At 73.8% G+C, this 11,835-nt stretch carries 11 protein-coding genes and 1 pseudogene; 5 read left to right on the top strand and 7 right to left on the bottom strand.

Annotated features, from left to right (window positions below):
* Positions 1 to 430: 430 nt before the first annotated feature.
* The gene (locus tag MUN78_RS11480; protein ID WP_244726547.1) at positions 431 to 919 is read right to left on the bottom strand and encodes a hypothetical protein; all 489 of its coding nucleotides are present in this window, start codon (positions 917 to 919) and stop codon (positions 431 to 433) included.
* Between the two features lie 79 nt (positions 920 to 998).
* Positions 999 to 1,412 (bottom strand): ester cyclase, encoded by a 414-nt coding sequence (locus tag MUN78_RS11475; RefSeq protein ID WP_244726545.1) that lies wholly within the window; start codon positions 1,410 to 1,412, stop codon positions 999 to 1,001.
* Between the two features lie 146 nt (positions 1,413 to 1,558).
* On the opposite strand from MUN78_RS11475, the gene MUN78_RS11470 reads away from it, so the two are divergent.
* Positions 1,559 to 2,695, top strand: coding sequence for an NYN domain-containing protein (locus tag MUN78_RS11470; protein WP_244726543.1), 1,137 nt, complete (start codon positions 1,559 to 1,561; stop codon positions 2,693 to 2,695).
* Between the two features lie 601 nt (positions 2,696 to 3,296).
* Positions 3,297 to 3,632 carry a hypothetical protein gene (locus MUN78_RS11465; RefSeq protein ID WP_244726542.1) on the top strand — a complete coding sequence of 112 codons (336 nt, stop codon included), beginning with the start codon at positions 3,297 to 3,299 and terminating at the stop codon, positions 3,630 to 3,632.
* A 540-nt stretch (positions 3,633 to 4,172) separates the two neighbouring features.
* Here the strand turns inward: MUN78_RS11465 and MUN78_RS11460 are convergent.
* A pseudogene (locus MUN78_RS11460) lies at positions 4,173 to 5,240 on the bottom strand (NAD(P)-binding domain-containing protein); the annotation flags it as partial.
* 298 nt (positions 5,241 to 5,538) lie between these two features.
* A complete protein-coding gene (locus tag MUN78_RS11455; RefSeq protein ID WP_244726540.1) occupies positions 5,539 to 6,198 on the bottom strand; it encodes an FMN-dependent NADH-azoreductase in 660 nt (219 codons plus the stop codon).
* Between the two features lie 80 nt (positions 6,199 to 6,278).
* Here MUN78_RS11455 and MUN78_RS11450 point away from each other — a divergent pair, with 80 nt between their 5' ends.
* The gene (locus MUN78_RS11450) at positions 6,279 to 6,620 is read left to right on the top strand and encodes a winged helix-turn-helix transcriptional regulator (protein WP_244726538.1); all 342 of its coding nucleotides are present in this window, start codon (positions 6,279 to 6,281) and stop codon (positions 6,618 to 6,620) included.
* 7 nt (positions 6,621 to 6,627) lie between these two features.
* On the opposite strand, the gene MUN78_RS11445 is transcribed toward MUN78_RS11450, so the two are convergent.
* The 3 genes from MUN78_RS11445 to MUN78_RS11435 form a co-directional block, all read right to left on the bottom strand.
* Positions 6,628 to 7,242: a TetR/AcrR family transcriptional regulator gene (locus MUN78_RS11445; RefSeq protein ID WP_244726536.1), complete on the bottom strand. Its 615-nt coding sequence runs from the start codon at positions 7,240 to 7,242 to the stop codon at positions 6,628 to 6,630.
* A gap of 201 nt (positions 7,243 to 7,443) precedes the next feature.
* On the bottom strand, positions 7,444 to 7,965 hold the full coding sequence (locus MUN78_RS11440; RefSeq protein ID WP_244726534.1) for a VOC family protein: 522 nt from the start codon (positions 7,963 to 7,965) through the stop codon (positions 7,444 to 7,446).
* Positions 7,966 to 8,093: 128 nt separating this feature from the next.
* Positions 8,094 to 9,230: a 3-isopropylmalate dehydrogenase gene (locus MUN78_RS11435; RefSeq protein WP_244726532.1), complete on the bottom strand. Its 1,137-nt coding sequence runs from the start codon at positions 9,228 to 9,230 to the stop codon at positions 8,094 to 8,096.
* A 139-nt stretch (positions 9,231 to 9,369) separates the two neighbouring features.
* Between MUN78_RS11435 and MUN78_RS11430 the strand changes: the two genes are divergently transcribed.
* Both MUN78_RS11430 and MUN78_RS11425 read left to right on the top strand, forming a co-directional pair.
* Entirely contained in the window at positions 9,370 to 10,842 is a 1,473-nt protein-coding gene (locus MUN78_RS11430; RefSeq protein WP_244726530.1) for an aldehyde dehydrogenase family protein, read from the top strand.
* A 67-nt stretch (positions 10,843 to 10,909) separates the two neighbouring features.
* Entirely contained in the window at positions 10,910 to 11,704 is a 795-nt protein-coding gene (locus tag MUN78_RS11425; protein WP_244726528.1) for an SDR family NAD(P)-dependent oxidoreductase, read from the top strand.
* Positions 11,705 to 11,835 lie beyond the last annotated feature (131 nt).

Here is an 11,835-nt window from a genome sequence, read left to right as displayed (position 1 = left end):
AGCAAGGTACCTAGGTGTCGCAGCAAAGAGTGATCAATTGAATGAGTTGCATGTGACTTGTTCGACTGAAAATCGTGAGGTCACGGGATCGACGCCCGTCGGAGCCACTGCGGGAGTATTACGCCCGCTCCGAACCCCCTCCTAGCTTCTACATGGAGGGGGTTCTTTTCGTGCGCCCCGTTTCCGCGGCCACCCCGCTCCTCGCACGTCAGGAATCGTCGTCTGGCGGGCCTCCGAGCCGCATCTCCTGACGTGCGAACGCGCCGCGCCCTGCACGGGGGCTCCGTTCGCCGCGCACGCCCGGGGCTGCCACTTCGCACGTCAGGAGTCGTTGCCTGAAACGGCTTGCAGCGACAACTTCTGACGTGCGAATAGGCCCGACGTGGGAAGCGGGCCGACGCTCCGCCCGGGCGGCGCTCCGCCCGCGCGCCTACGCGCCCGAAGCGCGGCGCTCCGCCCGCGCGCGCCCGAGCTGCACGATCCACTCGATGACGAGCCAGAGCCAGCCCGCGAGCCACATCAGGGCGCACGGGGAGAGGAGCCCCATGGAGAGCCGCTCGCCCTCGGCCGTCGACGACGTCCCGGTGAGCTCGGTGAACGCCGAGCCGTAGGAGCCGTCGTCGCCGCCGTCGACGAGGAAGAAGGCGCTGAGCAGGACGCCGGCCGAGGTGAGCCACGCGGCCAGGATCCCCCGCCAGGCGTCGGACGCGACCGCGAACACCCCGCGTGAGCGGAGCATCCCGTTCGACGCGACGACGATCTGCATGGCATAGCCTATGAGGAGCGGGATCGCGCCGAGGACGAGGATGAACATCATCCACCCGGGGAACACGGACGCCTTCAGGAGGAACGCGAGCGGCGGGGCGAGCAGCAGAGCCCATCCTGTCGCCAGGACCAGTCCGCGGTGAGGAGTGCGCATACGGCGAGTGTGCCATACGCGAGCGCGCACCACGACGCCGGTGTCCCGCGGCGTCAACCCCGCGGGCCGAGCGCGGCCCCTATGCGAGCTGCGCGGCGAGGCCGGCCGCGTCCAGCTGGATCCAGTACTCGGCGATCCGGCCGTCGGCGATGCGATACACCGCGCTGCCGATGGTCTCGATCGGACGGCCCGTCGGCGCATGTCCGGCGATGACGCCGATGTGGTGACCCCGCTGCACCCACCGGGCGTAGCCGCGATCGCCGTCGACCAGCAGCTCCTCGACGGCGAAGTCGAAGGCGCCGAACATCTCGAGCATCTCCTCGACGTGCGCCGTGTAGTCGGCGGGGGAACGCTCGACCACCTCGCGCGTGCCGGCGGCGACCTGGTGCGCGAGCACGACCGGCGCGAGGAAGTCGGCCGCGCGCTCCGGGGCGCGCCCGCTGCGGACGTGCTCCAGGAAACCGCGGATGGTCGCTTCGGTGCTGCGGATCATGCGCTCCAGGCTACCGGCCCGGTCCGGCCCCGTCCGGCCCGGTCCGGTCCCGTCCGGCCCGGTCCGGTCCGTCGATCCCGCGCTCCGCCGCGCCTGACCCGGCCGGCGCCCGCGCGCATGTCGGCGGGACCTGTCAGACTGGGGGCGTGACGGATACCCAGAACGGTCGCGTGGCGGTCTACCTCGATTTCGACAACATCGTGCTCTCCTGGTACGACCGGGTGCACGGGAGGAACTCCTTCGCGCGGGATCGCCAGAAGATCGCCGAGGATCCGACGGCGCCCGGCATCGCCGAGCGCCTGCGCGCCGCGGTCGTCGACGTCGGCGCGATCATCGACTACGCCTCCTCCTTCGGCACCCTCGTCCTCACCCGCGCCTACGCGGACTGGTCGGCGCCCATGAACGCCGAGTACCGCTCCCAGCTCGTCGCGCGCGCCGTCGACCTCGTGCAGCTCTTCCCCGCCGCCGCTTACGCGAAGAACGGCGCGGACATCCGTCTCGCCGTGGACGCGGTGGAGGACATGTTCCGCCTCGACGACCTCACCCACGTCGTCATCGTCGCCGGCGACTCGGACTACGTGCCGCTCGCGCAGCGCTGCAAGCGGCTCGGCCGCTACGTGGTCGGCATCGGCGTCGCCGGGTCGACGGCGAAGTCCCTGACCGCGGCCTGCGACGAGTTCGCCGCCTACGACGCGCTTCCGGGCATCGAACGCCCCGAGCGCGGTGCCGCGGAGCCCGGGCGCGGGGCGTCGGCGCGGGGGAGTCGGCGCGGCGGGGGTGCGCGCGCCTCGGCGGACTCCGGAGCCGCGGTCGATGAGACGGCCGGATCCGGCAGCTCGGGATCGGGCACCGCGGGAGCCGGGGCCGTCGGGTCCGACGCCGGAGGATCAGGGGCCGAGGGGTCGGAGACCGCTGCGACGGGCGGCGGGGATCGGGATCGGCGCTCCCGCGAGGCGGTGGCGCATGCGGCGCACCCGGGCGCGGCCATCGACGCCCACGACGGGATGGAGGACGACGAGGAGACCGAGTCGGCCGAGGATCGCGATATCGCCGTGACGGGCCTCCTCATCCGCGCGCTCTGGCTGAGCCAGGACAAGGACGACTCGGGCTGGCTCTACAGCTCCGCGGTGAAGCAGCAGATGCGACGCATGGACCCCTCCTTCAACGAGAAGGCGCTCGGCTTCCGCAGCTTCTCCGACTTCCTGAAGTCGCGCTCGGACGTCGCGGAGCTCGAGGAGACGGGGCACGAGCGGCTCGTGCGGCTGCGCGACCAGGGCAATTGACGACCTCGGCGATTCGCGGGGCCGGAATCCGAGCCCGCGGCGCGGGGCCGACCGGACCATCCGCGCGGCAATCTCGCGCCCAGCGGACGTGCGCTCGGCGTGCCCTCGTCGGAGGCTCGGCGGGTGGTCGATGTGCGCGCGTCGCAGCGTTCCGGCATTGATTTCGCGCGAACCTGGGAAAACGCTTGACGTCGCTTCCGCCCGCGCAGTAGCGTGGAACACATCGAGTCGCGGAAGGAGGTGTCGAAGATGGTGACGAACAACGCGCAACGCGATTTCCCAATCATTTCGGCAGCGTCCGCAGGCTCCGTGCTGCTCGGGTAGCGCCCCGCGCACCCGGCACACCCCGTGCGGCCTGCTGAGCCGCCACCGCCTCGTCGACCGATTCCGATGGTCCGCCGCGCTGTGCGCGCGCCGCGACCGTCGCACTCGCGCTCGACGTACTCCCGCTTGCCGCGTCGGCACGCCGCCTCGTCCGATTCCCGCGCGATTTCCGCGCCGGAGATCGAGAGCATGGGGCGTGCCCCTCGCGGCACCCGCATGAGGCGCATCCCTCGGCGATGCCCTCCCCGCTTCCGCAACTCCCGAACAGGAACTCATCGTGAACACCACGTCTCCCGCACCCAGGCCCGCTACGGCGGATCGCGTCGTCGGACATCCCCCCGAACCCGAGCACCTGGCGCTCCGCGTCCCGAACGGGGCGGCGCTCCGCCGCCTCTCCGTCTCCGAGCGCATGCGGCTTCGTGTCGCCCTCTGGCTGCTGCTCCGGACGCCCGCGGGCGCCGAGGCGCGGTCGCAGACGGCCCGGCCCGCCGGGCTCGCCCCGATCGAGACCGGCGAGGCGTCCGCGCAGGAACGCCGCGCAGCGCGCCGCCTCGCGCAGCACGGACGCGCATCCTTCGCCGCCGAGCAGGCGCTCCGTCACCGCGCCCTGTGATCCGTCGGGCGGAGCGCGCATCGACGGGCTCCGCCCGGCACCTGGGCCGAGCGGTCGCCGAAGTGGCACGTTGCATGTCTGGCCACGCTGGGCGTCGCCCCGGCCGCGCCTGACGCTTCGCCGGCGCGCCCGGCGTCTCCGCCCCGCGCTGATCCGGCGCACTCGGCTCCTCGCGCGCCCGGTCGTCACCCGCGGGCTGTCATGTCCGCGCGCACGCCCGATCCGCGCGGCTCGCCCGGCCGGTTCCCGCTCGCCCCGCGCGTCGGCCGGTCGCGCCCGCGTGTCCCGTGCGCGCGGTCTGAGCTACGCGGCCCGCGTGCGCGGCGAACCCGGCGCAGACGCGGCGGCCTCCGCGATCCGGACTCGCTCGGTCGCGAAGCCGTCCGCGCCCGCGGGGCCGGCATCCGCGGCTCCCGCGTCCGCGGCCCCGGCGTCCGCCGCCCCCACGTCCGCAGCCCGGGCATCGCCGGGCCGCGCGTCCGCGGCCCCGGCGCCAGCGGCGCCCGCGCCTGCGGCCCCGGCTCGCGCCCCCGCAGCCCCGGACTCCGCGGCCTCGAGGAATCGCCGGACGCCGCTCGCGGCGATGCGCCCCGCGCGGTTCGCGCCGATGGTGCTGGCCGACGGGCCGTAGCCGACCAATTGGATCCGGGGGTCAGCGACGGCCGTCGTGCCGCGCCCGGCACGGTCGAGGCGGATCCCGCCCGCGGGACTCCGCAGGCGCAACGGCGCCAGGTGCCCGATGGCCGGTCGGAAGCCCGTGGCCCACAGGATCGCGTCGATCGGCTCGAACGAGCCGTCGGGCCAACGCGCCCCGTCGGCCTCGAGCCGGCTGAACATCGGCCGCCGCGCGCGGTAGGCGCCGAGGCGCTCCGCCTCGCGCTCCTGCTCTCGCAGCACGAGTCCCGTCACGCTTACGACGCTCCGCGGCGGGAGTCCGGCGGCGACGCGCTGCTCCACGAGCGCGACGGCGGCCGCCCCCGCCTCGGGGGTGAACTCGTCGTCGCGCCAGACCGGCTCCCGGCGGGTCGCCCAGATCGTCTCGGCGATCGGGGCGAGCGCCCCGATGAACTGCACCGCCGAGGCTCCGCCGCCCACGACGAGCACCCTCCGACCCGCGAAATGCTCAGAACCCGGGTAGTCGACGGTGTGGAACTGCTCGCCCGCGAACACCTCCACCCCCGGGAGGCTCGGGATGAACGGCCGGGTCCAGGTGCCGCTCGCGTTGACGAGGGTGCGGGCGAGCCAGCGCCTCGGGCCGGCATCGATGCGGAGCACGCCGTCCGCGTCGCTCACCCGGTCGACGCGTACCGGGCGGACGACAGGCAGCGCATGGGCTCGCTCGTAGGCCGCGAAGTACGCGGGGATCGCGCGGTTCGCGCGCTCCCCGGACGAGGGCGGGGGATCGGCGCCGGGGAGCTCGGCGACGCCGTGGACGTCCCGCATGGTGAGCGCGTCCCAGCGGTGGCGCCAGGCCCCTCCCGGGGCGTCGTCGGCGTCGAGCACGAGATGCGCGATCCCGAGCCGCTGCAGGTGGAAGGAGGTCGAGAGGCCGGCCTGGCCGGCGCCGATGACGATGCTCGGCAGGATCGCGCGGGTATCGTGATCGATGGCGCTGCGGTGATGGATGGCGCTGCCGTGATCGATGGCGTTTCCGCCGCGGTCCGCTGCGCGGCCCGTCGCTGCGGACCGCGCGGCGGCTGGGTTCTGCGGGAGGGGCACGCCTCGTGCAACGCGGGGCGCCCCGCGGGCATTCCGCGGCTGTGACGGCGACGACCGGGATCCGGAGGCATCGCGTCCCGGCGCTCCGGATCCCGCAGCATGGCGCGGCTCGTCCACCGCGGCCCGCCCGGCCGAGGCCGAGGCGCTCCAGCGCCCGCACGCCCGCCCGGGCGCGCGCCAGGGCGTCTCAGGCCGCCGCGCGCTCGGCGCGCAGGGCGGCGAGTTCGCGGCCGGATCGGCTCGCGTCGGCCTCCGCCTGCTGCTTGAGCTCCGCGGCCATGTCGGAGAAGGCGTCGAGCGCGGGGTTCACCCCGACGAGGGTAAAGGGGCGCTCCACGACCCGCAGGTCCAGGCCCCACACGTCCTCGAGCACGCGGCGCAGCCATGCGGTCGAGTGATCCCAGCCGTCCTTCGGAGTGCCGGGGCCGTAATTGCCGCCGAGTACGGTGACGAGCGTGGCGGGCTTGCCGTTCAGCGCGGTGCCCTCCGGGTCGATGCGGGAGTCGGTGTACGCGACGTCGAACCAGGTCTTGAAGTGCTGGGAGACGCCGAAGTTGTAGAGCGGCACGGTGAAGAGCAGCGCGTCCGCCGAGATGAGCTCGTCCGCGAGCGTCGTCGCGAGGGTCGCGGCGTCGCGCTGGGCCTCGCTGCGCTCGGCCTCGGGGACGAAGCCCGCCGTCACGGCCGCCTGCCAGGCGGTGGCGGCGATGGGCTCCGCGGCGAGGTCGCGGCGCACGATGCTCGACTCGGGATGCGCGGCCGACCATTCCTGCTCCACGAGGTCGCCGAGCGCGCGGCTCGCGGACGTCGCGGGGAGGATGCTGGCGTCGAGGCGGAAGAGGGTCACGGGCACTCCGATCTGTTTGCGATAGTCGCTAAGTTTTTCTGAGCGACTGTGGTGAGTGTAGCACGGTAGAATCTGCAGGCATGGAGCCCCAGCAGCACGAGCGACGTGAATGCGATGCCGCGGTGAGCCTCGCCTTCACGATCCTCGGGAAGCGCTGGAACGGCATGATCATCGACGCGCTCGGCTCGGGTCCGCTCGCCTTCGCCGCGCTGCGCCGGGCGGTGCCGGGCATCAGCGACGCCGTGCTCTCCGATCGCCTCGGCGAGCTCGCCGACGCGGTGCTCATCTCCCGCAGCGTCGATCCCGGCCCGCCGGTCTCGGTGAGCTACGCGCTCACGACCGCCGGTGAGCGGCTCATCCCCGTGCTCGGGGAGCTCGGGCGCTGGGCGTCCGAGCACCTCGGCGGCCCGGCGGAGCGGTGAGCCCCCGTTAAAGCTCGCCCGAGGTGACGCGGGCGAGGACGTCGATCCCCGGATCGACGTCGGGCGATCCCGAGCGGATCTCGGACACGGCGGCGATCCAGGCCGTGAAGGCGGCGACCGCGCGGGCCCGCGGCTCGACGGAGCCCGCGGGCCACGACCCGCGGGCGGCCGCGTCGGCCGCGATCCGCTCCTGCGCGCGCATCCAGCGCTGGAGCACGTGGCCCGCGATGTCGGGGGAACCCGCAACCAGGTCCTCGACGATCGGCAGCGCTCCGCCCATCGCCTGCCAGGAGTCGCCGCCGGGGCAGCGACCGTCCGCCGCCCGGGAGGCGGCGCGGACGGCCGCGCAGATCGGCTCGTCGGGCGGGCGGGCGCTGAACGCCGCGACGAAGGCGTCGAGCCAGTCGTCGAAGTGATCGAGCAGGATCGCGGCCTTGGACGGGAAGTGCGTGTAGATGGTGCGGACGGCGACGTCCGCGGCCTCCGCGATGTCCTCGATCGCGGTCTCGGCGTAGCCGCGTTCGGCGAAAAGCGCGTCCGCGGCCCGCAGGATGCCGGCGCGGGTGGCCGCCTTGCGGCGCGCCTGCCGCGACGGGACGGTCGGCGCGTCGGTCGAGGACATGGCTCCACCCTAGGTCACACCGGGACGGTTCGGACGGTGCCGGGCGGGGTGCGGCTGTTCCGAGATGACGGTGCGGCGATCCCCTGGGGCGACGGTGCGGCGGTCCCCGGGGCGACTGCTCCGCCGTCGCCGGGACGACCGCGCGGGATCCGCGATGCGCTCGGCTCCGCCCGACGCCGGATCCCGGGCACGTGCGGCGGATCAGCTCTCGGCGGTGTCCCGGTCGGCGGTGTCCCCGACGGCGGCGTCCCCGTCGGCGGCCTCCTGCTCGGTTCCGGCCTCGCCGTCGATCCGCTCGGCGAGCGCCACGAGGATCCCGTCGGGTCCGCGCAGGTAGCAGAGCCGGTACGCGCCGCCGTACGGGACCACACGATCGACGAGCTCGCCGCCGAGGCGCCGGAGCCGCCGCACGGCGTCGTCGATGTCGGCGACCTCGAACATCACGGTGCGCAGTCCGAGGGCCTGCGGCGTCTCCGGCCCGGGCGCGGGTGCGATCGGCTCCGGCGCGTCGTAGCGCGTGAGCTCGAGGGCACCGTGTCCGTCGGGGGTGCGCATCATCGCGATCTCGGTGCGCATGCCGGGGATCCCGGTCACGGCCGCCGCTGCGGAGTCCGTGATCGCCGCGCGCCCGTCCAGCGTCAGGCCGAGCTCGGCGAAGAATGCGATCGCCTCCTCGAGATCGCGGACGACGACGCTGACGTGATCCATGCGCGGCAGGGCCATATCCGGAGCCTACGCCGACCGCGCTCCGGACGCCAGGCCCAGCGTTCCCGGCCCCGGGCCCCGGGCCGACGCCCCTCGGCGCCCCCCGGTCCCGGGCCCGGCCCCCGCGGGCCCCGCGGAACCCGCGATCAGTTCGCGAGGCGCGAGGGCGCGAGACCCGCGAGCACGCCGAGCAGCGAGTCCGGCACGAGCGCGGCGTCCGCGCGCCCTTCGCGCACGATGGTCGCGATGCGGGATCCCAGCTCGGCGGTCGTCGCCCCCATGTCGGGACCCGCGAGCGCGGGAAGGCCGCCCAGCACCTCGACGGTCGCGGCCTCGACGGCGCGCGCCGCCTCGCCCTCGCCGAGGTGGCCGAGCAGGAGTGCGAGGGAGAGGATCGCTCCGGCGGGGTTCGCGGTGCCGGTGCCCGCGATGTCGGGCGCCGAGCCGTGGATCGCCTCGAACATGCTCGGCGCCGTGCCGTCGAGATTGAGGTTGGCGCTCGTCGCGACGCCGAGCCCGCCCTGGATGACGGCGCCGAGATCGGTGATGATGTCGCCGAAGAGGTTGTCGGTGACGACGACGTCGAAGCGCTCGGGGGTGAGCGGGAGATGGAAGCACATGGCGTCGACGTGCACGTAGTCGACCTCGACCTCGGGGTAGCTGGCGCTCACCTCGGCGACGACCTGCTGCCAGAGCTGCCCGGCGGCGACGAGGATGTTCGTCTTGTGCACGAGGGTCAGCTTCCTGCGGCGGCCCAGGGCGAGCCGGAAGGAGAAGTCGACGACGCGCTCGATGCCGGCGCGCGTGTTGAGCGACTCCTGCATCGCGACCGCGTGCGCGGTGCCTGCGTGGACCGTGGAGCCGCGGCCGACGTAGGCGCCCTCGGTGTTCTCGCGCACGATCACCAGCTCGCAGCGCTCGGGCGTGAGGCCGGAGATCGGGGTGGGGACGCCGGGGTAGAGGCGCACGGGGCGTACGTTCGCGGCCTGCTGGAAGCGCTGGCGCATCTCGAGGATGAAGCCGCGCTCGAGGATGCCCGGGGTGACGCGAGGGTCGCCCATGGAGCCGAAGAGGATCGCGTCGTGCGCGCGCAGCGGCGCCTCCACGGCGTCGAAGAGCTCGCCGGTGGCGAGGTAGTGGTTCGCGCCGGCGGCGAGGGTCTCGCGACGGGTGGCGAAACCGTAGCGGGCCTCCGCCGCGTCGAGCACCTCGAGCGCGCAGGCGACGACCTCGGGGCCGATGCCATCGCCTGGCAGGACCGCGAGGGAGTAGCTGTTCGTCATGTCGATCCTTTCAGGGCGCCCGTGCGCGCGCCTTGGAGATGAGCCGGTGGTGATCTATATTAAATGGTAAGACCACTCGGCGTGAAGCCTGCTGTGCCTCGCAGCGCGCGGCGACACGCCCCTCGCCCAGGGAGCCGCCATGTCCGACGCACTCGATCTCATCGCCCCCGCGAACGCCCTCCCCATCGGCGACGGCTGGCGCGCGCTCGAGGCCTCGGCGGAGATCGTCTTCCCCTACGACGGCAGCGTCGTCGCGACGGCTCCGGTGAGCGGGGCGCAGGACTCGCGCGACGCCCTCGACGCCGCCGAGGCCGCACGCGCCGAGCTCGCGGCGCTCACCACGGCGCAGCGCAAGGCGATCCTCGCGGGCATCACGGAGCGCGTGCGGCACGCCGCCGCCCGGCTCGAGGAGCTGCTGATCCTCGAGACCGGCAAGCCGCGCGTCGACTGCCGCACCGAGGTGAACCGCACCATCGTCACGCTCGAGGCGACCGCCGAGGAGGTCTCGCGCATCCACGGGGAGACCGTGCCGCTCGATCTGCAGGAGCTCGGTCGCGGCATGATCGGCTACTACACGCGCAAGCCCGCGGGCGTCGTGGTCGGCATCGCCGGGTTCAACTACCCCCTCCTCCTCGCGACGCACAAGCTCGCCCCGGCGATCGCCGCGGGCTGCCCCGTCATCATCAAGCCCGCGCCGAACACGCCGCTCGCCACGATCGAGCTCCTCGCCATCGCGCGGGAGGTGCTCGCCGCGCACGGCGTCACCGCCGCGGCCGTCCAGCTCGTCAACGGCGGCCCCGAGGTCGGCGAGATCCTCGTGCGGGATCCGCGTGCCGCCGTCGTCTCCTTCACCGGCTCGGCGAAGATCGGCCACCTCATCGCGCAGCAGGCCGCGCCCCGCAAGGCGCTGCTGGAGCTCGGCTCGAACACCGGCTTCATCGTCGCAGCGGATGCGGATCTCGAGGCCGCGGTCGACGCCGTGCTCCGCGGCGGCTTCTACGCCAACGGCCAGGCCTGCATCTCCGTGCAGCGGGTCGTGCTGGAGCGGCCCATCGCCGAGCGCTTCACCGCCAGACTCGTCGAGCGCATGTCCGAGCTCGTCGTCGGCGATCCTCGCGACGCCGCGACGAACGTGGCCCCCGTCATCAACGCCGCGTCGGGCGAGCGGATCCGCGCCATGATCGACCGGGCGCGCGCCGCCGGGGCGATCCTGCTCACCGACGGTCCGGGAGACGCCGGCGCCGCGCACCTCGCGCCCGTCGTGCTCGGCGACGTCCCCGCGGACGTCGACGTCTGGTGCGAGGAGATCTTCGGCCCGGTGGTTTGCCTCACCACGGTGGATTCGGTCGACGACGCGATCGCCCTCGTCAACGACTCCCGCTACGGACTGCAGGCCGCCATCTACACGGCGTCCCTGCAGAGCGCCTTCGCGGCGATCGAGCAGCTCGAGGTCGGCGGGGTCGTCGTCAACGAGATCCCCGGCTTCCGATCCGACATCATGCCCTACGGCGGCGTGAAGGACTCGGGCATCGGACGCGAGGGCCCGCGCTTCGCCATCGAGGAATTCACGGTGACCCGCATGGCGATGATCCGCCCGCAGGCCCGCAGCTGAATCGACCCCACCCGATCCGCACCCACCGATCCCGAGCCGCCCACGGCGGCACCCGAAGGAGCCCCTCATGACCCACGCCCCCGACTACGCGCAGCTCTTCCGCCTCGACGGCCGCACTGTCGTCGTGATCGGAGCGGGCAGCGGCATCGGTCGCGAGTCGGCGCTCGCGCTCGCCGCGCAGGGCGCGCACGTCGTCGTGGCCGACTACTCGCTCGCCGGGGCCGAGGCGACGGTCGGGCTCATCGCGGAGCACGGCGGCGTCGCGGAGGCCGTCGAGCTGAACGTGCTCGACGACGCCGCGGTCGACGCGGCGGTCGAGCGTTTCGGCTCGGCATCGGCCCTCGTCTTCACGGCGGCGACGAACGTGCGCAAGCGCATGGAGGACTACAGCTTCGAGGAGTTCGACCGGGTCGTGAACCTCAACCTGCGCGCCTCCTTCCAGCTCATCCGCCGCTTCGGCGCGCGGTTCGCCGCGAACGGCGGCGGATCGATCATCGGCTTCGCCTCGATCCGCGCCCAGGTCGTCGAGCCGGGGCAGGGCGTCTACGCCGCGACGAAGGCCGGGCTCGTGCAGCTCGCGAAGACCGCGGCGGCGGAGTTCGGACCCCAGGGGGTGCGGATCAACGTCATCGCCCCCGGCGTGGTCGAGACGCCGCTCACCGCCCAGATCAAGGCGAATGAGGAGTGGTACGGCGCCTACGCCCAGAAGGCCGCGCTCGGCCGTTGGGCGCGCCCCGACGAGCTCGCGGGCGCGGTCGTGTACCTCGCGTCGGACGCCTCCTCCTTCGTGACGGGATCGACGCTCACCGTCGACGGCGGCTGGACCGCGATCGACGGGCGCTTCACGCCCCCGGCCTCCTGAGCCGGGCCGGGCGCTGCGGGGCCGCCGGCGTCTCCTGCGGCCGCCCGCAGCGCCCGGACGATCCGTGCCCATCGGGCCGGGCAATCGCGCGGTCGCGCGCCGCACTCGCCGCCGTCGCCCGCACGCGAGCC

The sequence above is a fragment of the Leucobacter allii genome, from assembly GCF_022919155.1.
In the GTDB taxonomy this organism is placed as follows: domain Bacteria; phylum Actinomycetota; class Actinomycetes; order Actinomycetales; family Microbacteriaceae; genus Leucobacter; species Leucobacter allii.
Note: the sequence above shows the minus strand (reverse complement) of the source record. Positions and strands in the feature narration are given on the sequence as shown.

What these genes read in the sequence shown, in the direction of transcription:
- MUN78_RS11480 (WP_244726547.1), bottom strand. Translation starts at nt 919, where the DNA reads ATGCGCACTCCTCACCGCGGACTGGTCCTGGCGACAGGATGGGCTCTG.
- MUN78_RS11475 (WP_244726545.1), bottom strand. Translation starts at nt 1,412, where the DNA reads ATGATCCGCAGCACCGAAGCGACCATCCGCGGTTTCCTGGAGCACGTC.
- MUN78_RS11450 (WP_244726538.1), top strand. Translation starts at nt 6,279, where the DNA reads ATGGAGCCCCAGCAGCACGAGCGACGTGAATGCGATGCCGCGGTGAGC.
- MUN78_RS11445 (WP_244726536.1), bottom strand. Translation starts at nt 7,242, where the DNA reads ATGTCCTCGACCGACGCGCCGACCGTCCCGTCGCGGCAGGCGCGCCGC.
- MUN78_RS11440 (WP_244726534.1), bottom strand. Translation starts at nt 7,965, where the DNA reads ATGGCCCTGCCGCGCATGGATCACGTCAGCGTCGTCGTCCGCGATCTC.
- MUN78_RS11435 (WP_244726532.1), bottom strand. Translation starts at nt 9,230, where the DNA reads ATGACGAACAGCTACTCCCTCGCGGTCCTGCCAGGCGATGGCATCGGC.
- MUN78_RS11430 (WP_244726530.1), top strand. Translation starts at nt 9,370, where the DNA reads ATGTCCGACGCACTCGATCTCATCGCCCCCGCGAACGCCCTCCCCATC.
- MUN78_RS11425 (WP_244726528.1), top strand. Translation starts at nt 10,910, where the DNA reads ATGACCCACGCCCCCGACTACGCGCAGCTCTTCCGCCTCGACGGCCGC.